Here is a 25855-nt window from a genome sequence, read left to right on the forward strand (position 1 = left end):
TGTCCATGTAATATATTCATTTTGAAAGAGTAAAACAAAAAGCACAATAGGTACTAAGTTTTATCACGTCCTTACCAAGTAATGTGTTTATATTACTTACCCTTAGGATACGGTTTTATACTTATATGCCTATTGTGCCTTCTCTATTCCCAGTTTACTATTCTTAACAATACATTTTTGTACCTATTGATAACTTTTAATAGCAGTACCACCTACCTAGTTATTCAATTATAACTTCTCTACGCCAAGGGTTACATTCTCACCGTTGATGCTCCAATCCTTGGTGTACCCTTTTACTTCATCAATGAGGACTTCCATGGCAAGAACTTCGGATTTGATTTCTTCGTTGTTGCGTACCATGATATCTTTGATTTTATCATTACCCTTCTGGGATACACGGATGTTATCCATCACTTCGAATCCGGCTTCCTTACGCATCGTCTGAATCTTGCTGATAATTTCTCTGACAAATCCTTCTTCGATTAACTCGGCAGTAAGATTTGTATCAAGTACTACCGTTACACCACGGTCGGAATCGGATACAAAGCCTTCCATCTGCGCAGCTTCGATTAACAGATCATCTTTCTCAAGAATCGCTTCTGCTCCATCAAGAGTAATTTTAAGCTGACCGGTTGCATTCAGTTCATCCATTGCCGCATTACCGTTTAAGCCAGCTAACACGCCTCGAAGTGCACCTACCTGCTTACCAAACTTCGGTCCGCACGTCTTAAGCTGTGGCTTAAAGCTGTAGGAGGTGAAGTCTCTTACATCATCTGTGAAGTTTACTGCTTTCACATTTAACTCATCTGCGATGATCTCTTTATAGAATTCAGAGAGTTCCTTCTCTGCTTTCACATACATGTTTCCAATCGGCTGACGGTTCTTGATGTTAGCTGCATTTCTGCATGCACGACCAAGTACAACGATATCTAATACTTCTTCCATATTTACTTCTAATTCGGTATCAATCCATGCTTCGTTATAAGTAGGATAATCGCATAAATGAATACTCTTAGGAGCTGTTTTATCAATATTTGCTACGAGGTTCTGATAGATATCCTCAGTCATAAACGGAATAAATGGTGCGGATAGCTTGGATACGGTAACCAGTGCAGTATATAAAGTCATATATGCATTGATCTTATCCTGAGGCATATCCTTAACCCAGAAGCGCTCACGACTTCTTCTTACATACCAGTTAGAGAGTTCATCCACGAAGTCTGCAAGTAATCTCGCGCCCTCTGTGATTCTGTAGTTATCAAGCTGCTCATCCACTGACTTCACTAATGTGTTAAGCTTGGAGAGAAGCCATTTATCCATAACCGGTAGCTTATCATATTCTAATTGATACTTGGTAGCATCAAAATTATCAATATTTGCATACAGCACAAAGAATGCATAGGTGTTCCATAAGGTTCCCATGAACTTTCTCTGTCCTTCGGTTACTGCTCCATGATGGAAACGGTTTGGTAACCATAATGCAGAGTTGATATAGAAATACCAACGAACCGCATCCGCACCATGTCTGTCAAGTGCATCAAATGGATCCACTGCATTTCCCTTAGATTTGGACATCTTCTGTCCATTCTCGTCCTGAACATGACCAAGAACAATAACATTCTTAAACGGTGCTCTTTCAAAGATTAAGGTTGAGATTGCAAGTAACGAGTAGAACCATCCTCTGGTCTGATCCACTGCCTCGCTGATGAAATCCGCAGGGAAATTATCATCAAAGATCTCTTTATTCTCAAATGGATAGTGCCACTGTGCAAATGGCATGGATCCAGAATCATACCAACAGTCAATAACCGGTTTAACACGGGTCATCTGCTTGCCGCACTCCGGACATTTAATTGTAACCGCATCAATAAATGGTCTGTGAAGCTCAATATCATCTGGACAATTATCTGACATGGATTTTAGCTCCTCGATGCTTCCGATACAATGGCGATGTCCATCTTCACATTCCCAGATTGGAAGTGGTGTTCCCCAATAACGATCACGGGAAAGACCCCAATCCTGTACATTCTTTAACCAGTCACCAAAACGTCCCTGACCGATGCTTTCCGGCATCCAGTTGATGGTATTATTATTCGCAATCAACTCATCCTTCACTGCAGTCATCTTAATAAACCAGGATTCTCTTGCATAGTAGATCAGAGGGGTGTCACAACGCCAGCAGAATGGATAACTATGCTCAAACTTCAACACTTTGAATAATAAGCCCTTCTGCGCCAACATCTTCATAACCGGTTCATCTGCAGTTTTACAGAATATTCCGGCAAAATCAGTTGCCTCCGGTTTGAATTCACCTTTTCCATCGATCAACTGAACAAATGGTAAGTCATAAATCTTACCTACACGGTTATCATCCTCACCAAAAGCAGGAGCGATATGAACAACACCGGTACCGTCGCTGAGTGTAACGTAATTATCACAGGTTACAAAATATGCTTTTCGATCAACCTTCGCATAGTCAAATAACGGCTCATATTCCTTGTATTCCAAGTCCTTGCCGACATAGGTTTCTACAACCTCATAATCTCCTTCAACTACATTAAGAAGCGCCTCTGCAAGAATATAATATTCTGTTCCTACCGCTACAGGAGCTTCATGCTCATGTCCATGATCATGACCACAACCACAGCTTCCATCCTTCTTTAACACATTGCCCTTTTCATCAACCTGAACTTTAACCTTCACATAGGTTTCGCCTGGGTTCACGCAGAGTGCTACGTTAGAAGGGAGTGTCCAAGGGGTTGTTGTCCAAGCTAGGATATACTCATCCTGAGTACCTTTCACTTTGAACTTTGCGATAGCGGATTTCTCTTTTACATCCTTATAGCCCTGAGCAACCTCATGACTAGAAAGTGGGGTTCCACATCTAGGGCAGTAAGGAACAATCTTAAATCCCTTGTACAGAAGACCTTTATCCCAGATCTGCTTTAGTGACCACCACTCAGATTCGATGTAATCATTATGATAGGTTACATAAGGGTCATCCATATCAGCCCAAAAACCAACTGTACCGGAGAAATCCTCCCACATGCCCTTATACTTCCATACACTCTCTTTGCATTTTTGTAAAAATGGCTCCAGACCATACTCTTCAATCTGCTCCTTGCCATCAATACCCAGAAGCTTTTCAACTTCAAGCTCAACCGGCAATCCGTGTGTATCCCAGCCAGCCTTACGAAGAACCTTATTACCTTTCATCGTTCTGTATCTAGGAATCATATCCTTGATAACTCTTGTTAATACATGGCCGATATGTGGCTTGCCATTCGCGGTCGGGGGACCGTCATAAAAGGTAAAGGTTTCGCCATCCTTACGTTCTTCAATACTTGATTCAAAGATATTGTTTTCTTGCCAGAATTTCAATACTTTTTTTTCTCTCTCGACAAAGTTCAAATCGGTAGATACCTTATCATACATGTTTCATTCCTCCTATTATTAAATAAAAAAAGCTCCCATCCGAAAAAGGATGAGAGCATAAGCTTTCACTTAACCACCTGTTTCACGTACTCCACCAAATATGGTTTTTATACATTATCTATATAACGGTAGATACCGGCTTAACCTACTTGGCAGGTAGTTCCTCGCCTTTGGGTCTAGCAACTAGGGAGTGATTTTCAGTCATTCGCTACTCATACCAGGCTCTCACTGCCCCCGGCTCGCTGCGATTTTTGCAAAATGCTTACTCTCTCCGTCAACGTTTTTAACAATTGATATAATCATTCATCCTCACAATTAAGGTTATGATGATCTGTTAGGAGATATTTTATAACATTCTTTGTAAAACTGCAACAAAAAATTTTGTATAATGCAATAAATCCGTACATGCGAAGAAAAGTACCCTCTCATCTGCTATTTTTCTATATAAAATTTCCCAAATTAATGATTGACAACTCTTTCCAAGTGATATATTATAGTTGCATGGTTAGTTACTTGACTAATTAACCGTATAACTATGATTTCATCTCTATTATAACCCATTACTTTTTTTATAAATCATGGTTTCTTAAAAACGTAAGGAGGTATCGCTGTGCAAATTAATATCAGCTCTGAAAAACCTATCTTTTTGCAAATAGCAGAGGGGATAGAAGACGCCATATTGTCCGGTGCTTTCCCGGAAGAAAGTCAGATTCCATCCATAACCGAGTTCTCGGTGAAGTACAAGATCAATCCGGCGACCGCATTAAAGGGAATTACCATGTTAGTTGATAACGGCATTATATTTAAGAAGCGTGGGCTTGGCATGTTTGTAGCCACTGGAGCATTAAAGCAGTTGCAAGACCAACGTAAAGAACAATTTTTTGACCATTATATTAGGAATCTCGTATCCGAAGCAAAGCGTCTTTATATATCGGAGGACGAGATAAAATCCATGATAGAAAGAGGGTTTAAGAATGAATAGCATCGAAGTAAAGAATATCAGTAAATATTACAATAAGGAATGTGCTTTACAGGATATTACGTTACAATTTAAGGAAAACAAGATCTACGGGCTGCTTGGTCGAAATGGCGCAGGAAAATCAACGCTACTTAACATAATCAGTAATCGAATCTTCTCCAGTAGTGGTTCCGTGTATATTGATGGGGAAAGCATTATTAACAATAACCAAGCTCTTAACAAACTTTTTTTAGTGAATGACAAAAATCAATATCCGAAACACATGAAGCTTAAGCGTATATATGAATGGACGAAACAATTTTATCCTGACTTTGATATGGATTACGCGCAACATTTGTCAAAAGAATTCTCTTTGGATATGAATAAGAGTGTAAAATCCCTATCAACCGGATACACTTCCGTCTTCAAGCTAATCTTGTCGTTATCTGTGAACACCCCATATCTTCTTTTAGATGAGCCAACATTAGGGCTGGATGCAAATCACAGAGACTTGTTCTACCGTTTGCTGATTGAAAAATACAGTGAAAATCCCTGCACTATAATTATCTCTACTCATCTGATTGATGAGATCACCAATGTAATAGAAGAGATTGTGATTATTGATCAAGGAAAGATTATAAAAAATGAATCCACAGAAGAGCTTCTATCACAGGGATACACCATATCCGGTCCTGCCGATGCGATTGATGATTATATCACCTGGAAAGAGGTACTCGGCATAGATACGCTTGGTGGTCTTAAGACAGCTTATATATTAGGAAAGGCAGAGGATGATATACCGAGTAATTTGGAGCTGTCTAAGCTGGATTTACAAAAGTTATTCATCCAGATGACGAATAAAGGGGAGGAATCAAAATGAAGATAAAAGAGGCATATCGTTATCAATGCAAAGACTTTTATAAAAATATTTTAGTATATTTAGGACTTGTTTTATTGCTATTTCTAGAAGCCCTCCAGGAGATTTACAAATATAAAATCTACCCTCCAACTAACGTTGACGGTAATATTGTAGAAAATATATACGCCGGGTTTTCAAACATTGAACTTATAGCAGGCGCAATCTTGTGTTTTGTGGGATACCGTTCTTTGAAAAATTGTTTTAGATTTCTCCTACAGAATGGAGTATCAAGAAAAGATCAAATAATAAGTCAGATTCTTTCTTCATTAACTCTGGTGTTTATTCTGTCCTTATTATGTGAAGTTCTGCTGTTCTTGGCAAAGCTTTGGGCAAGCCACATTACAACAAGTACTCGTGAAGTTGAATGGTCATCCCTTTTTGAGATTGCATATGAGAATATTCAATTGGACTTTATCTCCTTCCATATATATAATTATTTTTTTAACTTTTGCTTACTCCTAGCACTAATAGCATTCAGTTATATGGTAGCAGTAATTTATTACAATATTCATAGAATCCTAAGATATATAATAAGTATATCGGTGCTATCTTATTTTTTTATCTTCCCGAACATATCCATTACCCAGAGTTTACTAAGACCTTTGGAGGACATGAATAACTTTATTGTTTTTACATATCAAAGCAGCCCTTTCGGATTTATGTTGATGCTGTTGTTTATTACCACTATATGCTACATGATAAGTTACCTCCTTCTTCGAAGAACTTCACTAAAGGATTAATCTTTGGCCTTCAGCAATTCAAACGGCAACATCAATTCTTAACCCCTGCCGCTTTGACTCTGACTGAAGGCTTTTCTTTTTGTTGTAAACTACTCTAACAATTCGAATGAAATTCTTAACTTTTCACTTTTTCTTCATTCCCCCTTCAAGAATACTTGACTTATTTTAGAAAGTGGTATATGTTTTGATATGATAAAATGCTACTTACTTATATAGAAAAGCAGCCTCACTTTTTGTGTCAGGAGGATCTTATGGACAAACAGAACTTAACCTTATTGACTGATTTTTATGAATTGACAATGATGCAAGGTTACTATAATAACAACAATAATGAAACGGTTATCTTCGATGTGTTCTATCGTGAGAACCCTTCCGGTAGCGGTTATGCGATCTGTGCCGGATTGGATCAAGTGATTGACTATATTAACGAGTTAAAATTCACCGATGATGACATTGTATTTCTTCGTAACCAGAAGATCTTTAACGAGGGTTTTTTGGAATACCTGAAGAATTTCCGTTTTACCGGAGATATCTATGCGATTCCGGAAGGTACTGTGGTATTTCCAATGGAACCTCTGGTAAAAGTAATTGCACCTATTATGGAGGCTCAGTTAGTTGAGACCGCCTTATTAAATATTATTAATCACCAAAGCCTTATTGCAACCAAGGCCTCTCGCGTGGTATATGCTGCGGGTGGTCAACCGGTTATGGAATTCGGACTTCGAAGAGCACAGGGCCCGGATGCCGGTACACTGGGGGCAAGAGCGGCGGTAATCGGTGGTTGTATCGGTACAAGCAATGTTCTTGCAGCAAAATTATACGACGTTCCAGCTCTTGGCACTCATGCGCATAGCTGGATTATGAGCTTTGATGATGAATTAACAGCCTTCCGTAAATATGCGGAGCTTTATCCACAGAACACCACGTTATTGGTGGATACCTATGATACCTTACGTTCCGGTGTTCCGAATGCAATCCGTGTATTTAGGGAATTGAGTGACCTGGACAAAATGCCAGTAAAATATGGTATTCGACTGGACAGCGGCGACCTTGCTTATTTATCAAAAAAAGCAAGGAAGATGCTAGACGCTGCCGGTTTCCCGGAAGCAAGCATCACTGCCTCCAGCGATTTGGATGAATTTATTATTGATTCGCTAAAAACGCAGGGTGCAAAGATAGATTCCTGGGGGGTAGGCACTAAGCTGATTACTTCAAAGGATTGTCCTGCTTTCGGCGGAGTATATAAACTGGCCGCCATTGAACATGCCGGAGAATTCCAACCTAAGATTAAACTTTCTGAAAACCAATGGAAGATAACTAATCCGGGTAACAAGAAAATCTACCGTATCTATGAAAAAGAAAGCGGTAAGGTAAAAGCAGATTTGATCACGCTGGATGAGGAAATATTTACATCGGACAGACCCCTTCTGCTGTTTGACCCTGTTGCCACCTGGAAGAAAACAATTCTTGAAGAAGATTCCTATATTCTGAGAGAATTACTTGTTCCTGTCTTCCTATCGGGCAAGTGCGTATATACCTCCCCGACCGTTATGGAGATTCGTGATTATTGCATGAAGGAACTCGATACCATTTGGGATGAGGTTCGACGTCTGATTAATCCACATATCGTGTACGTTGATTTATCCTCAAAACTCTATAAGATAAAATCACAACTCATTGATAGCTTAACTGAAAAACCTCATACTAATTTACTGTAAATTTTTTCGAACTTTAGTAAACTTTTTATGAAACACTATCGTCTATTATATGATATAATGATTGAAGCGACCAAATTACACACTCAACAAATGAATACCATATATGGTAAATACCCTATCCTGATTCAATGTCATTTGTATAGTAATAATCAGATGACCTTGACGTCCCGGGTTTATTTATCAAGTATGTTTTTATACGAAAGGAGATACCCGTTTGAACAGAAAGGTATTAATACTCACAATTATTTCAGTTTTATCTCTTACCTTAGTCAGCGGTATCATTTATGTGGCTGTTTCTCGCACCATTCATTCCGATGCTAAGACTACAGACTCTTCTGACACCGCAGGTAATTCAATATCCCCGACAGTCTCATTGGATGATATTAATGAGGTTACACTAACTCCTCAGGAGCAGGAACAAACGGATAAAGAAATTAAAGATTTCGTTCCGGCTACTAAGATGGATTTGGATCCATCCAGCATCACTGTCTTTGTTAATAAAGAACATAGCTTACCAAAGACCTATAAGCCGGATAAATTAGTAAGACCGGATGTACATTTTAACACTACATATTCCGATGAAAAATCACTTATGCGCCCCGAAGCAGCAAAAGCATTGGAAAAATTATTTGCTGCCGCCGAAAAATCCGGCTATGATTTAACCGGAGTATCCGCATATCGTTCTTATAACAGACAGTACCAGATATTCCGCAATAATATCAAAACCCAGGGTAAAACGCATACCCTGATGTATTCCGCTGTACCGGGTACCAGTGAACATCAGACAGGATTATCTATTGATATATCCGCAGGGTCAAATAGTAATCAATTAAACGATGATTTTGCTTCTACCCCTGAGGGAATGTGGGTTGCTAAGAACGCTCACTTCTTCGGCTTTATCGTACGTTATCCTAAGGACAAGGCTTCAATTACCGGATACGCATATGAGCCATGGCATATTCGTTATGTTGGAAAAGCATTAGCATTCTATATGTATAAGAATGATTTATCGCTGGAGGAATATTATCACTATACTCCTGACCCGAACTTTGATTTTGAAACGGTCTATGCCAGCATGATTAATTATACTCCACCTACATATCATCGACCAGCAACACCAACACCGACTCCTGCTACAACGGTAACGGTTTCACCAACGATTACTTTACCACCGGATGATGGTGGTGATAATAATATAACCGATACTCCTAGTAAAGCACCTGTAACACCGACAATGAAACCGACCCTTACACCAACTCCTAAGGTAACCAAGGCTCCAACTCATACACCAACTCCAACGAAAGCGCCTACAACTCCAACAAGTCCCGGAGTTGATACCTCAGGATCTATCGACGGTGGTTCCGAATAGATGTTGCAACAGTAGAATAAACTAGTACAGATTATAAATCATTTAAAATCAGGAGGTTTTATGCGACTTATACTAACAGTCTTATTTTTATTAATATTTTTTATAATCAGCATCCCTTTATATTTGATCATGTGGATAATCGGAAGATTTAACCGTAGAGCTATGGTCGGCACTTCGCAAAAAATTGTTGTCGGAGCATTCCATATCATTAACTTTATCTGCGGTGTCAAAAAAACAGTAATCGGACGCGAAAACATTCCTAAGGATGAGGCTGTGTTATATATCGCAAATCATAGAGGATATTTTGATGTTCCAATTGCATACTCAACAGTTCCGACCCTTACAAGCTTTATGGCAAAGAAGGAAATCGGTAAAATCCCATTCCTTAGCTATTGGATGCGCTTCTTACAATGTCTATTCTTAGACCGCGATGATGTAAAGCAGGGATTAAAGACGATATTAAAAGGCATTGATTTAGTGAAGGATGGCTATAGCGTATATATCTCTCCGGAAGGAACCCGCAGCCAAGGGAATGATATGCTACCCTTCAAAGAAGGCAGCTTTAAAATTGCACAAAAAACCGGATGCGCTATCATTCCGGTTGCACTCTCTAACACTGATGAATTATTTGAAAAACATTCTCCATGGATTCATTCGGCACATGTGATTATTGAATACGGTAAGCCGATTTATCCAAAAGATCTGTCAAAAGAGGATCAGAAATTCCTTGGTTCTTATGTGCAAAATATCATTCGTGGAATGCTAATGAAAAACAATGAAATGATATAACGCTTTGATTTAAGTATCTTTGTATATTTTTCACTTTGCTATTTATTTTTTGATAAAAAGATGATACAATTATCGATGTTCCATATATGGACGGGTTTTAATCATTAGCATATTAATAAGGAGGTACCTAGCTCATGTATTGGTGGGTTATATTAATAATAGTTGCTGTTGTAATTATAGGTATATTAGTTGGTTTATATTTTTTCGCAAACCGACTTCAGAAAAAGCAAGAGGATTCACAAGCACAGATGCAGGCAGCCGCACAGACTGTATCCATCCTAGTAATTGATAAGAAGAAAATGAAGATGAAGGAAGCGAATCTTCCTAAGATGGTTCTTGACCAGACACCTCGATATATGCGTGGTTCCAAGATCCCGATTGTAAAAGCAAAGATTGGCCCAAAGGTTATGTCATTGATGTGTGACCCTAAGGTATTCGAATTAATTCCAATTAAAAAAGAAGTAAAGGCAGTTCTTAGTGGTATTTACATCATGGATGTAAAGGGATTAAGAGGCAATTTGGTTCAAAAACAAGCGAAGAAATCCATCTTTAAGAGAATCACTGGTTCTTTTAAAAAAGATAAATAATTAAAATTTAATCCTCTCACCATGATGTCACACTGTTAACATTGGTAAGAGGATTTTTATTTAACCGAAAATCCATCAATTATCAGTAAGTATACACATTTTATTCCATATGCCGCTTTCGGCAGAAATGAGGTAGTATGAAAAACCGTAATATTATTATTCTATTTATTGTAAGTGTCATAACCCTGATTGCGATCGGAGGGTTATTAGTATATGCATTCGAGTTGCAAAACCGAAAAGATTCAACCATTGCCTCGGATAATTCAGAGAATGGCAAGCCTACGAAAGCACCAACAAAAGATAATGCGACTCCCACCGGTGAGGGAAAAGCAACTTCTAAACCCACACCTTCTCCAACCCCTACCCTAAGTCCAGTGGTTCTTGGTTTTGCAGGTGATGTCAACTTTGATGAAAATAGTGATCCGGTAGCGAAATATGATTCCTCCGGTAAGGATATAACCGCTTGTTTTTCTGAGGATCTACTCAAAGAGATGCAGTCTGCAGATGTTATGATGCTAAATAATGAATTTTCCTACAGTACCAGAGGAACGAAGTCCGCTAATAAATCCTATACCTTTCGTGCTGATCCAGGTCGAGTTGACATTCTAAAGCAAATGGGCGTTGATATCGTATCATTGGCGAATAATCATGCACTAGACTATGGGCCGGATGCATTGCAGGATACCTTTGACACACTGGACAAAGCAAAAATCGATTATGTCGGCGCTGGTGAGAATATGAATCGTGCCAAAGCACCTATTTATCGTACCGTTGGAGGAAGAAAGATAGCTTTTCTCGCTGCCTCCCGAGTCATCTTCAAGGGTAGCTGGTACGCAACTGATAATAAGCTTGGTATGGTCGGAACCTATGATCCTGCTATGATAATTGAATCAATTAAAGATGCGAACGTCAACAGTGATTTTGTTGTAATCTTCGTGCATTGGGGCGTGGAACGCAACAACTTCCCAGAGGCATATCAGCGCGCGCTGGCACGTCAATACATTGATGCCGGTGCAGATGTCGTTATCGGCTGTCATCCACATGTGATGCAGGGTATAGAATATTACAAGGGAAAACCGATTGCTTATAGTCTCGGTAATTACTGGTTCAACTCTTCCACCAAACAGTCCGGTATGGCTAAGCTATATCTTGCACCCAATAATACAATAAAGTTCCAGCTTCTTCCCGTCATGAATAAGAATACCAAGACCTATCTTTTAACCGAACCGGGAGAAAAGAAAACCTATTACAACTTTATGAGATCCTTATCCACAAATGTTACTATCGATGAGGATGGCTATGTACACTAATCTTCCCAGGAATAATATCGAGGGGATGTTTATAAATAATTCTATCAAGGATTGATATTATTTGCCTCATACTGTATAGAATACAATTCTGTATCTTCCAAACAGTGTATAAGGTAATATAACTTTATACTTTTTTACACCTTTCCCTTTTAATACATGAATTTTATTAATGAATATTCTCATCAAAAAGCATGTGATTATCATCCACCAGATAGAAACTTTCTATTTGCGGATTATAATCACATGCTTTCTTAAATGCTATTTATATAAAATCAAACGAGTTAATATCTTATTGAATTAATATATTGTACTGCATCTACTTCGCTCTTATTATGATGTGCATAGTGTTCTCTGAAACCGGAGTGTTATTATTCGATAGGGTGTATTCAAGCAGTACCTCTATCTTCTCCTGTGTTTCGGAAACCTCAATTTTTTTTGTTGAGATATAGAGTGCCAAGTTACCATAGGGTGTTGGATAATTCATCTGAGAGATCTCGTTCTTATCAAAATACATCCAGGTATTAAATTCATCTTTTTTTCTATAAGTTACTTCAGAACCAGATATTTTTAACGTATTTCTAATTGTCTTTCCAGCCTCTTCATTTATCTCGTAATACTGAACATAATGCTTCCCATTTGTAAAATGATAGCTACCGGTTGTTTCTATTGTTACCTCATTATCTTCTATACTCTGTTGTTTTCCGATAATGCTGATTTCTACGTCCTTTGTCATCTTTGCCTCCATGTCTATAACTATTCACTTATTGTACTATTAACCTTCCCAAAGGACAAGTACTTATCCTATTTCATTATTTTCATATTCCCTTCATTGAAACCTAAGGATTATTTTAATCGTTTATGTATATATTACCATTATGTGGTAACAATCTAATTACATAACAAGTAGATCAGTGAAGTTACATCATAATAAATGGAGGATATCATGAAATCATATAAACGTATACATAGTAACCAAAGCGATAGCAGTAACAAATTAAATAAATTATTACTCATCGGAATCATCCTGTTCTGTGGCATAACCATGTGTGTTGTAAAATCGAGTGCTTTACATAACAAGGATGTTCAGCAGGGAATCGCAAAAGAGATCATCCGCTTCCACGTAATCGCAAACAGCGACAGTGCTTCTGACCAAGCACTCAAATTAAAGGTAAGGGACAAATTAGTGCAGAAGCTTTCCCCTCTGCTAGTCAAGGCCTCCTCAATTCAAGAGGCGCGTTCTATTATTACTAAAAACGAAGATATGATCCAGAAGGTTGCAACGGACACGATCCGGAAAAACGGATATGATTACTCAGTGGATGTTTCATTAGGTGATTGCTATTTCCCTCTAAAATTATATGGCCAATATTCCTTCCCACCCGGCAACTACGAAGCGCTCCGTGTTCGTATCGGTGAAGCAAAGGGCAAAAACTGGTGGTGTGTCATGTTCCCTCCGCTTTGCTTTGTTGATGATACCTACAGCGTAGTTGATAAACAAACCAACATGAAATTGCAGCATCTTCTGACCAAGGAGGAATATGATTCGTTGCTCTTAAAGAATGAACCGGTACACATTAAGTTCAAGCTATGGGAATCTTTCAAGAAGCTTTTCGATTAGTCACATTGTAAATATGCCATATTTATGATAAAATACCGTTAATCAAAAGTTACCGGAGGTCACCCATGAATTCTATATCAGTGAAAGCCTATGCAAAAATCAACCTAGGTTTAGATGTTTTAAGAAAGCGCCCTGACGGTTATCATGATGTTTGTATGATTATGCAATCTCTTGACGTACATGATACCATAACGATAGAAAAAACAAACTCTAATAAGATATTAATGAAAACAAATCTTTCTTATCTTCCCATTGATAAAGGTAATCTGGTATATAAAGCTGCCACCTTATTCTTTGAAAAAGCCAGAATAAAAGACGGATTGTTCATTAAACTGGAAAAGCATATTCCGGTAGCCGCAGGATTAGCAGGCGGTAGCTCTGATGCCGCCGCAACCTTAAAAGGGCTTAATTTACTCTATAACACCGGCTTTAGCCAGGAGGAACTTATGGAGATTGGAGTGAAAATAGGTGCAGATGTACCTTATTGTATTAAGTTGGGAACGGCTCTTTCTGAAGGAATTGGCGAAGTTCTTACCACACTACCACCTATACCCGAATGTCACGTAGTACTGGTCAAACCTGATATCAGTGTTTCTACCAAGTATGTTTACGAAAACCTTAAGTTAACCGATGACATTCCGCATCCGGATATTACGAACATGCGCATAGCTCTGGAGAACGGAGATCTCTCTGCTTTGACGAAAAATATGGATAACATACTACAGACTGTAACCGTAAATAATTATCCCATTATTAACGAGATAAAGAGCAAGATGTGTGAACTCGGTGCTTTAGTATCTCTCATGAGCGGTAGCGGCCCTACCGTATTCGGTATCTACAAGAGCAGGGAGCTTGCGCAGAACACTTATCAGTACTTCACAAAGCATAGACATTATGGGAAGCAAGTGTTTCTGACAAAACCCTACACTCCAGATAAATAAAAGGCTGTTGTAAAAATAAATAATTTTAATTAGGAGCAATGTTATTTGTCTCACACACTGTTTGGATGTACAGCATTCCTATTTTGTATTTCGTAGTCTTACATAAAAGTACGCCTTCGAAAATACATAATCATGAATGTTGTCTTCCAAACAGTGCATTATGACAATATAACATTATTCCTACGAATTATTTATTTTACAACAGCCCTTTTTTGATTACTGTTCATTATTATCCTTGCCGTCTCTCCAAGCCTCCAGCTTTGAAATTGCAGAATCATATGTCTGTTGGCATATATCAGGGAGCTCTCCTCCCCATGCTTTTGCAGCATCATCAAAGCCTTTCTTCACTGCTTCAATCAACTCATCCGCTTTCGAAGGATCTCCTCCTGCCAATGCTTTTGCAAAGGAAAAGATCCGATCTGAGGTTTGTTTCACACCCCAATAACCATCTTCTGATATATCCTGCTGTGCCTGTGCCTTGGTTTCCGGGTCTACATCTACTTTACCTTCTCGAAGTAAGGCATATATATCAGTCGAATCATCCACTGTTTGTCCCTGTTTTGTTATTAAACGCAACACCAATTCCCGTAAGCTTTGGTTGCGTCTGTCCGCCTCCGCTTTCAGGCGCTCAATTGTAGCCGTATCCTGTTTATAAACGGTGGTTTCTTCCGTTACCTGTCCGCTTTTTTCATAAACAGCAGCCACATCCTCTTGTTTTACTGCATCACTGCTTTTACCAGCTCTTCCATCCGACTTCGTCGCAGAACTGCTTCCATAGCTCTGAGATACATTCGTAATTCCATTTACACTCATATCTTATCCTCCTTGATTAGTAGTAAGACTACTTCTTCTACTCTCGATATACCGTCAGTTACAATGAGTATTTCGGATAAATAAGGAAATTTCTTAACCTTTTTCTGAAAGAATCATAAGTAGTGCAAAAAGAGGCCGCTCAGAAGTTTTTCATTCACAAGATCCCTCTTATGAATAAAACAACCTTCTCCGCAGCCTCTTTATAAAATTTCATTTCCTATTTATCATTTAGCTAGCTCTACAGAATTGTATCAACCATCTTCATAATAATCAGTTTGTCACCTTCATTGACTCTTGCATCAGCCAGATTATTAATATCCACGATACTATCCACAGTGGTTAGATATTTCTTTGCAATATTCCACAAAGTATCATCACTTTTCACCACATATCCGATAATTCCCGGCATTGATTGTAGCTTATCTAAATCAAGATCAGCCACTTCAATATCGGTGATAATCTCCTCTGTAATCATATCAAACACGATGGCATTCAGATTTATCGTAGCCTTAACCTCAATTTCATCTGCATCAAGCATCATCACACTTAACTGATCTATGTATGGTTTGATCTCATAATTGCTATCCGGCTTCATACCCTTTAATTCAATTACCTGGGTAAACGGTATTATTCCTTTTAGTAAATTCATCGGCTTACTATCATCCTCGGAGATATAGAGTATATTAACCTCTATCACACCTTCTACCTGAAGTTCCGTATCCTCTTGGGTGATATCGTCGATTTTTATATTTCCCTGTGCATGGCAAATTTGAAGAAGCCTCGGTTGATTTTCCGGTACACTTAAGCGGTCAGAAATTCTGTATTTGCTATTATTCTTGATAACAAGATTTTCATATATTGCATCACGCACTACAGGCCTAACATCCTTAGTCGGGCTGTATGCATCACATAAGATCTCCGGTTCTTCTGTCTTATACACCTTAATTCCCAGTTCCAGTATTACTTCTAAATCTATATTACGATCTTCACCATCTGCATCCGGCTTAATCTCTAAGTTCTTGCTTAGGATGCCGATTGTAATATCGTCAATCATATCCTCAGTGCATCCGGCACAATCGATTGTTCCGCTAAATGGAATGTCCGTTTCAAAATATTCGATCGGATTCTCTTCATCCGCACTGGTATACATAATGAATATCGGAAGCTCCCCTTTTATTGTGAATTTTTCATCAAGCAGCCTAATTTCTACGTTGCTCAGATTAATATCCTTAAAGAGTACCTGCGTGATGTTCCCCTTATTGCTTGGCAGATTTATCTCATCCTTAATACGAAATGTATCCTTTTTATTTACTGCTACGTCGGTAACTTCTATCTTTTTATTGATGCATTGAATGTCTTCCGGTCCTTCTACTCTGACTGCAGTTTCTTCATCATATAGATCCTCCACAACTACAAATAAGCGAATTATGGATTTTACGCTCAACTTTCTTGAGTTGATCAGTCCAGTAGATAAATCCTCCAAATCCCATTTTACAGTTGGATCATCATCAATGCAGGTTATATCCATATTGATTGTTTCATCAAATGGAATTTCTCCTGACATATTTTGAATCGGTCTTTGGTCACCTTCACTTAAATAGAGGACATTAAACGCCAGAACACCCTTTACAAGAAGTTTGCCGTTCATTGCTTTGATATCACTAATCTTGATTTCACCCTGCTCGGTTATAATCTGGTCTATATCCGGTTTTACATCCGGAACATTAAAATCGTCGTCCAATGTAAGTTGCAGGGCGCTCTTACATCTCAATTTATTCATATGAATATTCTTTTTAATCAAATCCACTTATATTCCCTCCTTAATTTGGACATATGACGGATGCCTCTGTCATATCTTATTCACGTCCAAAGGGAATTATGAATGGAAAATGTATTATAGAAAGCAAAAAAAGCTAAAGCCCCCCATATCTGGCTTTAGCTCTCTATTCATACAACGCAATTTCTCGCGAAGCGTGAAATTTGTTGCTTTAGGTCTAATCTCATCTGCAAAGAATCAACTCAACATCTTTTGTTAAAATATCAGTGTAACTATATGAGACAACCTTAACGGGTGTATCCTTTGATTCCTGAATCTTTACTAGGAATATACTTGGGTAAGTCTCTGATATAATTCCTTCTGATACGTCTACTTTGTGTCGTCCCCTGTTTATTCTAATCTTTACTCTCTTCCCTGTTTGGTTTATTACTGCATTTCTCACACAGTTTACATCATTTTGCTTCATCATTATTTTCTCCTTGCCAATATCCATAAATCCTATACGGAACAGGTCACCTTATTAGATCAATGAATACATCATAATAAATAAATCTGTTACAAATCACATGCGTCGCAACTATTATATCACTAATTCCAATTATCGTCAACAAATTTTCAGACAATTTGATGATTCACGACGATTTATTCCGAAAAATATGCACATGAATCGTAGAAATTTTTGTATACTTTAATGGAATATTTTCACTTTATCATATTCTTCCATATGTCAATTTACAAAAATGCACAAAGAACATGACCTTTTTTTGGGAATATCTAAGCAGTATTCCAAATTATTATAATACACAATATCTTGTTATTTAGCTCGGATTATTAACAAAATATAGTAACCTTGCTTATCTCTTCCACTATTTCACAGCAAATTTATTGATAATTTTAGGAGAGCAAGTAGCTTCCCTATGCCACATACTCTCCCAAATTATCGTCCATATTATTCAAATACAACTTTCTCATCTCGCCGTTCCAATTTCACAACTACATATGGATAGGTAAGACTTTGTGATACGGAAGCATCCTTGGATGGCCCAACCAAATTAGTATTAATGTAAATAGCATTTTTGGTAAGATACAATTCATCCACTGTAACACTATACCCTCCGGTACGTTGTTCACCATATCCAACCACAATGTAAAGGCTATCTTTATTCGTATAAGTCATTTTAAAAGGAACTGCTTTCTTCTCATCAATGAACTCTTTTAACTCACCCGGTACATCCGGATCTTCAACCACAGTAAATTCAAGATCCTTAAGTTTCTTTACATCGGTATTCACCGACTTACACCCTGTTAGTGCAGTGGACACTAATATTATTGTTAGAAGCAGAACTGCTAGAGCCGATCTCTTCATACAACCTCCATAAATAATTACTTATCTAATTCTATGAATTATTTGCTTAAAAAATTCAAGGTTACTCTCTACTAGTTTCTAAAGCCAAGCCTATTCGCATGAAACGGCTCGCCATGACCCGGATATATTGTAGTTACATGCTTTGACTTCAACTTTTGCACACTTTCATTTAACTGATTAAAATTGTCTGCATTCATCGCCGTGATAGGTTTTTTCGTATTACTAAACGTATCTCCAGCTATCAATATACCATCTTGCGATAATATACCAATTGATCCCGGTGTGTGTCCGGGTAAATGTACAACTTCACCCTCATATCCATACTGTAATAAACTTTCTCCATCCTCGATTAACACATTAGGGTAAAACGATTCGTAACTTTTCAATGTATTTTCAGATACTTTTTTAATTGTCTTCTTCATCACAAGAAAAAATAATTTTAGAATAAGTGATTTAAATTGGAAGCTGGAAAGCATCTTATCAACGGTAAGGTTTTGTGTGAGTTGCGTATCATCTTTATGCATAGCAATGATCGTTTGGTAATGATCTCTAAGGTATGCTGCATTCGTGGTATGGTCCACATCACCATGTGTTAATATAATGGCCTTCAGATTACCGGGATAACACCCTGCTTGTTCCAATTGATGCATCAATTCCTGCCTTCTGTTGTTATATCCTTTATCCATAATCAAGCTTCCGCCGGTATCAAATAATACATAGCTATTATTTCTTTTACAAAGATAACAATTCACTCCGCTCAAATCAATTCGAAACAGTTCCTGGTTCATCGCAGCTCTCCTTATCATGATTTTTATGATAGGCTCCATGAGTATCTTCATAAACCTTAAGATATAACGCATCAAACCTTTCCTTTTCTATATCAAAATACTTTCTCCAAGACTCTCCAAAACAGATGTAAGCATAATTAGGCATAAAGCTGGTGAAGAATTCGGCAATTCTCCTTTCTTGTATATCAATGTCCAATCCTTCTTTGCCTTCAACTTCCTTCGATATCATAGCATCAACAATATGGAACAAAATCGGTTTTTCCTTTCCCTTCTTAAGGGAATCTATTAGAATTACGCGAACGAGATCTGCATTTCGAATACCGAATTCATAGTACTTGTTTTTCATTTTATGTACCAGCTTTTCGCTTTTCTCGTGATGACTCTCTCCAACTCCTTCTTCAATTAATTCTAAATACTCATTCGTAAAGTTCTCAATCAATACCTGAAGAATCTCCTCTTTACTTTTAAAATGATAATATATCAAGGATTTTGTAACATTGGCTTCTTTGGCTATCTCATCGATACGAGAGCCCTCGTAGCTTTTTTCAGCAAATATTTTAATTGCAGTATTTAAAATCCTTTCTCTTGCATTGGGTATGTTCATCCTTATCACCTCTATGGTCTATTTTAGTACTGTATGTTCAGTCCTATATTTAATATAGAATATCGAAACCATTCTGTCAATATCTAGTTGGAATATACTCCCACTTAACGTATATTCAAAGTATAAATTCACCCCTTCACAGAACATCTTGATTTTGTAGAATAAAAAGGAGTGAGAACTCTTAACTTCACCTAAGTCTTACTAACTTGATGAAGTAAGTTGTACTCACTCTGATTTTTAATAAATTTTTATGGTTTATATCCTATATTACCGTCGCTACTAACTGATTATTCTCTACCTCAATTAAAATCGTATCCTGTGGACGAACCTGATCGCTAAGAATTAATCTCGCACTTAAGGTTTCTACATTCTTCTGTAAGTAACGCTTCAATGGTCTAGCTCCGTATGCCGGGTCATATGCGCTGTCCGCAATTAGATCCTTTGCTGACGGTGATAATTCAATCGTGATCTCCTTATCCTCTAATCGTTTGTTAAGATCTACAATCAACAGATCCATGATATCATTGATATTATCCTTGCTTAGCGGTTTAAATAGGATGATTTCATCTAGCCGATTGAGGAATTCCGGGCGAAAATGCGCTCTAAGCTCTGTCATAACCAGATCTTCAACCTCATTTTTAATCTCTCCTGATTCTTCAATTCCTTCTAATAAATACCTTGAACCGATGTTGGAAGTAAGAATAATAATTGTATTCTTAAAGTCCACTGTTCTTCCCTGGGAATCAGTGATACGTCCGTCATCCAGCACCTGAAGTAATACATTAAAAACATCAGGGTGGGCTTTCTCGATTTCATCAAATAATACGACGGTATAAGGCTTACGTCTAACTGCCTCCGTGAGCTGACCGCCTTCATCGTAACCGATGTATCCGGGAGGAGCACCGATTAATCTGGCTACGGAGTGCTTCTCCATATACTCACTCATATCAATACGCACCATATTGTGTTCATCATCGAATAAGTTTTCAGCCAATGCTTTCGCAAGCTCCGTCTTACCCACACCAGTGGGACCTAAAAACAGGAAGGAACCGATTGGTTTCGTAGGATCCTTAATGCCGGCTTTGGAACGAAGAATCGCATCGGATACTTTCTCCACTCCATCATCCTGACCTACCACTCTTGTATGAAGGGTATCACCAAGATGCAACGTCTTACTACGCTCCCCTTCGGTGAGCCGTGTGATTGGAATTCCTGTCCAACGGGATACAATCCTCGCAATCTCCTCCTCACTTACATTTTCGTGTACCAGAACCTGTTCTTCTGCTTTAAGACGTTCCTCTTCTGATTCCAGCTGACGCATCAGTTCAGGAAGCCTTCCGTATTTTAACTCTGCTGCCTTATTCAAATCATAGCTACGTTCTGCAAGTTCAATCTCATTATTTAAATTCTCCAGTTCTTCACGGAGCTTATGAACTTTCTCCATGGACGCCTTCTCCTTATCCCATGTAGCCTTTGCTGAGGAAAAAGACTCTCTAAGCTCTGCGAGTTCTCTCTGTAGTTCACTTAATCTGTCCGCACTCAGTCTGTCATTCTCCCTCTTAAGCGCTGCTTCCTCAATCTCCATCTGCATAATTCTACGCTGCATATCATCCAACTCAGTTGGCATGGAATCTAGTTCTGTCTTAATCAGCGCACATGCCTCGTCCACAAGGTCGATTGCTTTATCCGGAAGAAAACGATCCGAGATGTAGCGATTGGATAAGGTTGCTGCGCTGACTAGAGCGCCGTCGGTAATCTTAACTCCGTGGAATACCTCATATCGTTCCTTCAATCCACGCAGAATTGAGATTGTATCCTCCACCGTAGGCTCTTCCACCAGAACCGGTTGGAAACGGCGCTCCAGTGCTGCGTCCTTTTCAATGTTCTGACGATATTCATTCAAGGTAGTTGCACCAATACAGTGTAGCTCTCCTCTGGCCAACATTGGCTTGAGCATATTACCCATGTCCATCGAGCCTTCTGCCTTACCCGCTCCTACGATGGTATGGAGCTCATCAATGAATAGGATAATTTGACCCTCACTTTTCACCACTTCTTCCAGTACAGCCTTCAGTCGTTCCTCGAATTCTCCACGGTATTTTGCACCTGCAACCAAGGAACCCATATCCAGAGCAAATAGTTTCTTATTCTTTAAGGATTGCGGAACATCCCCTCTTACAATTCTTTGCGCCAATCCTTCTACTACAGCAGTTTTACCAACACCGGGTTCTCCGATTAGTACCGGATTGTTTTTTGTCTTTCTGGATAAGATTCTGATCACATTACGTATCTCACTGTCACGTCCAATCACAGGGTCGAGCTTTTGCTCCTTCGCACGTGCTACTAGGTCATACCCATATTTCTCAAGGGTATCATAGGTAGCTTCCGGATTATCATTCACTACCCTCTGATTCCCTCTAACGGACTGTAACGTTTTTAAAAAGTCGTCTCTGGTGATGTGAAATTCCTTTAGCAATTCCTTCACAGCCTTATTCGGCTGCTTGAGCATACTTAGGAATAAATGCTCCACCGATACATAGGAATCTCCCATCTGTTTCGCTTCATCTTCTGCGAGGATAAGAATTTTATTCAGGTCATTACTAATATAAACCTGTCCTCCGGAAACCTTTGCTCTCTTATTTAATAACCCTTTCACCTGTGCCAAAAACACCTCTGTTGAGATATCCATCTTCTCCAACAGCTTCTTTATTAAACTATCCTCCAATGAAATTAGGCTATAGAGCAGATGCTCTACATCTATTTCCTGATGACCATATTCATATGCCAGGCTCTCACACTGTTGTACCGCCTGCAATGAGTTTTGCGTAAACTTATTAATGTTCAAATCTACTCCTCCTTTATGAATTAATATTCATTTTTTCTAATCCTCTGTTTCATACATTATCAATCTGTACGAATTTAAGACTGATATAATTTATATTTATTTCTTAGATCTATCTTTTGTGATATCTGTTCTACAGATACTATAACACGTATATTTTATAGATTCAAGAGTGAGTTTCAAATTTTTACATCTTAACAAGATTTGCATAATTTATAGCACAATAATTATTTTACATATTTTTAAATCATTTTATAATCAAATTTGATATGGATTTCCTCAGGAATCAACATAGGAAAGAAGGTAGGATATGCAATTAGAAAAGTATCATGCATTGTGAAATGACTATCTTGTTCTAGATAGTAAAAATCACCCGAATCAATTGAATACGGAAATATAGATTTAATATTCTTATAAAATACATAAACAAGAACACACAGATAAGGGCTGCTGCAAATTAGATTATAATTTTTACAGCAACCCTTTTTTCAATAATTATAAATTATGATAATCCTAACCCTTTGCGCTTACCGATGATATGCGCTTCAATCATCTCAGCCACCTCAACAGGATTATCACCAAGTGCAACCTTACCTCCTGTCAATCCTTCCACATCTTCAGTTACTAACTTAATCAGATTCGGTGCTCCGGAGAGGAACGGCGTTGGTGACAAATGAGTGAATGCACCGTAAGCAACCGCAAAGATTCCATCAATTGTTGCCTTCTGTTCCATCCATTCCGGTGCTGTAACAGCAATCGGTAGTTGAGGTATATCCACATCCAAATGATCTGCAAGCGCAGTAACAAGCATAGAGATTCTACCGGTATCGGTACAGGTTCCAAAACTTAATACAGGTGGAATTTTTAAAAGCTCGCACACCTCTTTTAATCCTGCACCTGCCATATTTGCTGCCTCCAGACTACATAGCCCAGCTACCTCTAAACCATGATTACCACATCCGCCTGCCACAACTAGAATATCACGCTTTATTAACTCTTTTGTTAAATTGACCGTATTCCAATCATGCGGCCCATTCCGAAGTGTTGAACAATTTGCTAATGCTACCACACCTTTTAACTTTCCCGCAACGATTACATCTACCAGTGGATCCAATTTATTGCCTAATGCGCCGAGAACCGCTTCTGTGGAAAATCCTGCAATTGCCCTCTGCACTCTCTTCGGTACATGAGCCTTCACTTTGTTATGACGTTTTTTAAAGTTCTCTATTCCTAGTTCTATCAATCGTTCCGACATCTCATCCGCTTTATCCGGATGATAGGCCAACTTTTCCTGAATTCTAGGAACACCGATGATTGTACTAATCGCCACTAATGCCACCTGATATTTTTCAGCATAAGAATCAATTGCAGGTGGTGAACAGTTTTCCTCCATCGCTAACACATCCACCGCTCCGGTTGCTAACATAGGCTCAATTGCAAGCCAGTTCCCCATTAATCCAACAAAAACCTCATCCATCGGATAACGTTGAAGTAGCTCCTGACCGGTCTCAATAGAACCGATTACACGAATTCCCTTGGCACCTGCTGCCTTTCCTTTTTCCTGATATTTTGAATCATGAAGTTTTTCAATAGTTAATGCTCCAATCCAAGGCTGATGACCATTGAATACAATATTAATATAATCCGGGTCAAAGATACCAAGATCCGTATTCACCTCATGTGGCATCGGAGTTCCAAAGATAATATCCTGCACCATCTCAAGACCAATCTGTGAATTATAAATCGTTGCCAAACCAAGCCGTAATGCTTTTAACGCCAACGATGTATAATCACCATCCACGTTTGTAAGACAGCTTGCCACACAGTTTTGTTCTTCGTGAACAGTACCCGCCGGATACAGATGCAACTCTTTCCATACTGGTATTCTCTTTTTAGGAGCAAAGGCCTCAACCATTATATTCTTTTCATTCGCCCCAATGTTTTGTTGTGCTTCCAGAAGCTCCGCTAATTGAATCGCCAGCTGCTTTACATCCTGATTTGTGTTAATACCTACTTTTTCACACATCCACTTCAGTTTATTCTCATCTGTGATTTTAAATGGTGAGTTTCCTTCCCCGATAGATTTTAGAGTACGAAATGCTTCGTAAGCATGGTGGCTATAAGTTCCGGCTCCCAGTGTATTCTGAATTAACAGCTTTCTCATAGCATTTGCATCAGGGCCAATTCCGCATACCCCTTTATCAAATCCTTTTTCCACATTCCATCTACATGGACCATGGGAGCATAATTGGCAGCTTAAACCCTCAAGGCAGAATTTACAGCGAATTTTCTCCTGTTGAGCCCATCGATCAAATACATTGCTCATCCCATCTTCACGGATTCTTACTAGCATCTCTTCAACAGAGTCATGATAACTAACACGACCCTCTGGTTTTTCCAATATTTTTTCGGCCATATCAATATTCCTTCCTACAAATTCTAAAATTTCATGATTTAATTCCAAAATTTCATGACTTAGTATTCCAAACTTGCAGGAAAATATATTATTTATTTCAAATTTTTATAATGTGCTCTCGGCTATTAAAATTTTTACTAATTAACCCTTAGGCTTATTCCCAAATAATTTATCGATAAATTCCAGGTTAAAATTGGAGTTCTTGGGTTTATATATTAAATCATTGTGTTTAATTGTATTTTCCCCATAAGTATTAAAACTAAAAATGAGATGATCGGAGGAATCATAGCATTTCACCCCGTATTCCGATCCCTTGCCGGCACTATATCCCACAAGCTTATAGTGTTCTTGGTTAAATCGACCACAAAATTCCTGTATCTCAGTTTCTTTGTCAATAGTAACCTCTTGTGTTTGCCATTGAACTTTAATTTTTGCAATATGATCAGCAGATACCTTAAAGTTCCCCAGCCATAGATACAAAAAAGCAATGATAGCAGTAACAATAATTATAATAACAGCCCGTTTTATTATTTTCTTTTTCATATATTCTTCCCCCTATGCTATATACAAGCATCTCCGGTTTCTACCCAAGTCTATTATAATTCTGTTTCACTATTAGCCTTCGGTCTTTTCAGCATAATATGGTTATAACATACACGGGGTTGAAAACCGAATCCCGAATCTACCTGATCAAGAATACCGATCAATTCCCATCCCTCTTCTCCTAACTGATTTAGCTTATCCTCTAATTGCGTATCATCATCTACTTTAAGAATAGAATCCACGCCTAATACCTTATACTCCCACCTCATAATTATTCTCCTTACTTATACACATACTACAAAATATGGATATTGCTATTACT

Annotated in this window: 22 protein-coding genes; 10 read left to right on the top strand and 12 right to left on the bottom strand. The window is 38.3% G+C overall.

What is annotated here, in order from left to right:
• Nucleotides 1-228: 228 nt before the first annotated feature.
• Nucleotides 229-3435: an isoleucine--tRNA ligase gene (gene ileS, locus AC6IWN_RS16240; RefSeq protein WP_497988770.1), complete on the bottom strand. Its 3207-nt coding sequence runs from the start codon at nucleotides 3433-3435 to the stop codon at nucleotides 229-231.
• Nucleotides 3436-4045: 610 nt separating this feature from the next.
• Between ileS and AC6IWN_RS16245 the strand changes: the two genes are divergently transcribed.
• The 8 genes from AC6IWN_RS16245 to AC6IWN_RS16280 all read left to right on the top strand — a co-directional run bounded on the left by AC6IWN_RS16245 (nucleotide 4046) and on the right by AC6IWN_RS16280 (nucleotide 11825).
• Entirely contained in the window at nucleotides 4046-4417 is a 372-nt protein-coding gene (locus tag AC6IWN_RS16245) for a GntR family transcriptional regulator (protein ID WP_497988771.1), read from the top strand.
• A complete protein-coding gene (locus AC6IWN_RS16250; protein ID WP_497988773.1) occupies nucleotides 4410-5273 on the top strand; it encodes an ABC transporter ATP-binding protein in 864 nt (287 codons plus the stop codon). The genes AC6IWN_RS16245 and AC6IWN_RS16250 overlap by 8 nt, the downstream gene beginning before the upstream one ends.
• A complete protein-coding gene (locus tag AC6IWN_RS16255) occupies nucleotides 5270-6052 on the top strand; it encodes a hypothetical protein (RefSeq protein WP_497988775.1) in 783 nt (260 codons plus the stop codon). The genes AC6IWN_RS16250 and AC6IWN_RS16255 overlap by 4 nt, the downstream gene beginning before the upstream one ends.
• 251 nt (nucleotides 6053-6303) lie before the next feature.
• Nucleotides 6304-7770, top strand: a complete 1467-nt coding sequence (locus tag AC6IWN_RS16260) for a nicotinate phosphoribosyltransferase (protein ID WP_497988777.1) — start codon at nucleotides 6304-6306, stop codon at nucleotides 7768-7770.
• Nucleotides 7771-7984: 214 nt separating this feature from the next.
• Nucleotides 7985-9139 (top strand): M15 family metallopeptidase, encoded by a 1155-nt coding sequence (locus tag AC6IWN_RS16265; RefSeq protein WP_497988779.1) that lies wholly within the window; start codon nucleotides 7985-7987, stop codon nucleotides 9137-9139.
• A 60-nt stretch (nucleotides 9140-9199) separates the two neighbouring features.
• Nucleotides 9200-9928 carry a lysophospholipid acyltransferase family protein gene (locus AC6IWN_RS16270; RefSeq protein WP_497988781.1) on the top strand — a complete coding sequence of 243 codons (729 nt, stop codon included), beginning with the start codon at nucleotides 9200-9202 and terminating at the stop codon, nucleotides 9926-9928.
• Between the two features lie 134 nt (nucleotides 9929-10062).
• Nucleotides 10063-10515 (top strand): hypothetical protein, encoded by a 453-nt coding sequence (locus AC6IWN_RS16275; RefSeq protein WP_497988783.1) that lies wholly within the window; start codon nucleotides 10063-10065, stop codon nucleotides 10513-10515.
• A 137-nt stretch (nucleotides 10516-10652) separates the two neighbouring features.
• Nucleotides 10653-11825 (top strand): CapA family protein, encoded by a 1173-nt coding sequence (locus AC6IWN_RS16280; protein WP_497988784.1) that lies wholly within the window; start codon nucleotides 10653-10655, stop codon nucleotides 11823-11825.
• Between the two features lie 316 nt (nucleotides 11826-12141).
• Here the strand turns inward: AC6IWN_RS16280 and AC6IWN_RS16285 are convergent, their stop codons facing one another.
• Nucleotides 12142-12558, bottom strand: a complete 417-nt coding sequence (locus AC6IWN_RS16285; protein WP_497988786.1) for a YwiB family protein — start codon at nucleotides 12556-12558, stop codon at nucleotides 12142-12144.
• A 210-nt stretch (nucleotides 12559-12768) separates the two neighbouring features.
• On the opposite strand from AC6IWN_RS16285, the gene spoIIR reads away from it, so the two are divergent.
• Together spoIIR and ispE are read left to right on the top strand one after the other, a co-directional pair.
• Nucleotides 12769-13443: a stage II sporulation protein R gene (spoIIR, locus tag AC6IWN_RS16290; RefSeq protein ID WP_497988788.1), complete on the top strand. Its 675-nt coding sequence runs from the start codon at nucleotides 12769-12771 to the stop codon at nucleotides 13441-13443.
• Nucleotides 13444-13508: 65 nt separating this feature from the next.
• Nucleotides 13509-14384, top strand: coding sequence for a 4-(cytidine 5'-diphospho)-2-C-methyl-D-erythritol kinase (ispE, locus tag AC6IWN_RS16295; RefSeq protein WP_497988790.1), 876 nt, complete (start codon nucleotides 13509-13511; stop codon nucleotides 14382-14384).
• Nucleotides 14385-14600: 216 nt separating this feature from the next.
• On the opposite strand, the gene AC6IWN_RS16300 is transcribed toward ispE, so the two are convergent.
• The 10 genes from AC6IWN_RS16300 to AC6IWN_RS16345 all read right to left on the bottom strand — a co-directional run bounded on the left by AC6IWN_RS16300 (nucleotide 14601) and on the right by AC6IWN_RS16345 (nucleotide 25802).
• The gene (locus AC6IWN_RS16300; protein WP_497988792.1) at nucleotides 14601-15197 is read right to left on the bottom strand and encodes a hypothetical protein; all 597 of its coding nucleotides are present in this window, start codon (nucleotides 15195-15197) and stop codon (nucleotides 14601-14603) included.
• Between the two features lie 238 nt (nucleotides 15198-15435).
• A complete protein-coding gene (locus AC6IWN_RS16305) occupies nucleotides 15436-17004 on the bottom strand; it encodes a DUF3794 and LysM peptidoglycan-binding domain-containing protein (protein ID WP_497988794.1) in 1569 nt (522 codons plus the stop codon).
• A gap of 193 nt (nucleotides 17005-17197) precedes the next feature.
• The gene (locus AC6IWN_RS16310) at nucleotides 17198-17443 is read right to left on the bottom strand and encodes a Veg family protein (protein WP_497988796.1); all 246 of its coding nucleotides are present in this window, start codon (nucleotides 17441-17443) and stop codon (nucleotides 17198-17200) included.
• A gap of 480 nt (nucleotides 17444-17923) precedes the next feature.
• Nucleotides 17924-18340: a protease complex subunit PrcB family protein gene (locus tag AC6IWN_RS16315; protein ID WP_497988797.1), complete on the bottom strand. Its 417-nt coding sequence runs from the start codon at nucleotides 18338-18340 to the stop codon at nucleotides 17924-17926.
• Nucleotides 18341-18411: 71 nt separating this feature from the next.
• Nucleotides 18412-19128: an MBL fold metallo-hydrolase gene (locus AC6IWN_RS16320; protein WP_497988799.1), complete on the bottom strand. Its 717-nt coding sequence runs from the start codon at nucleotides 19126-19128 to the stop codon at nucleotides 18412-18414.
• Entirely contained in the window at nucleotides 19103-19732 is a 630-nt protein-coding gene (locus AC6IWN_RS16325; RefSeq protein WP_497988801.1) for a TetR/AcrR family transcriptional regulator, read from the bottom strand. Before AC6IWN_RS16325 ends, AC6IWN_RS16320 begins: the two co-directional genes overlap by 26 nt.
• 262 nt (nucleotides 19733-19994) lie before the next feature.
• Nucleotides 19995-22577 carry an ATP-dependent chaperone ClpB gene (gene clpB / locus AC6IWN_RS16330; RefSeq protein WP_497988803.1) on the bottom strand — a complete coding sequence of 861 codons (2583 nt, stop codon included), beginning with the start codon at nucleotides 22575-22577 and terminating at the stop codon, nucleotides 19995-19997.
• Between the two features lie 499 nt (nucleotides 22578-23076).
• A complete protein-coding gene (cooS, locus tag AC6IWN_RS16335; protein ID WP_497988805.1) occupies nucleotides 23077-24990 on the bottom strand; it encodes an anaerobic carbon-monoxide dehydrogenase catalytic subunit in 1914 nt (637 codons plus the stop codon).
• A gap of 141 nt (nucleotides 24991-25131) precedes the next feature.
• Nucleotides 25132-25533: a hypothetical protein gene (locus AC6IWN_RS16340; protein ID WP_497988806.1), complete on the bottom strand. Its 402-nt coding sequence runs from the start codon at nucleotides 25531-25533 to the stop codon at nucleotides 25132-25134.
• A 53-nt stretch (nucleotides 25534-25586) separates the two neighbouring features.
• Nucleotides 25587-25802 carry a DUF4177 domain-containing protein gene (locus AC6IWN_RS16345; RefSeq protein WP_497988808.1) on the bottom strand — a complete coding sequence of 72 codons (216 nt, stop codon included), beginning with the start codon at nucleotides 25800-25802 and terminating at the stop codon, nucleotides 25587-25589.
• Nucleotides 25803-25855 lie beyond the last annotated feature (53 nt).

Source organism: Variimorphobacter sp. HTMS_6 (genome assembly GCF_059717775.1).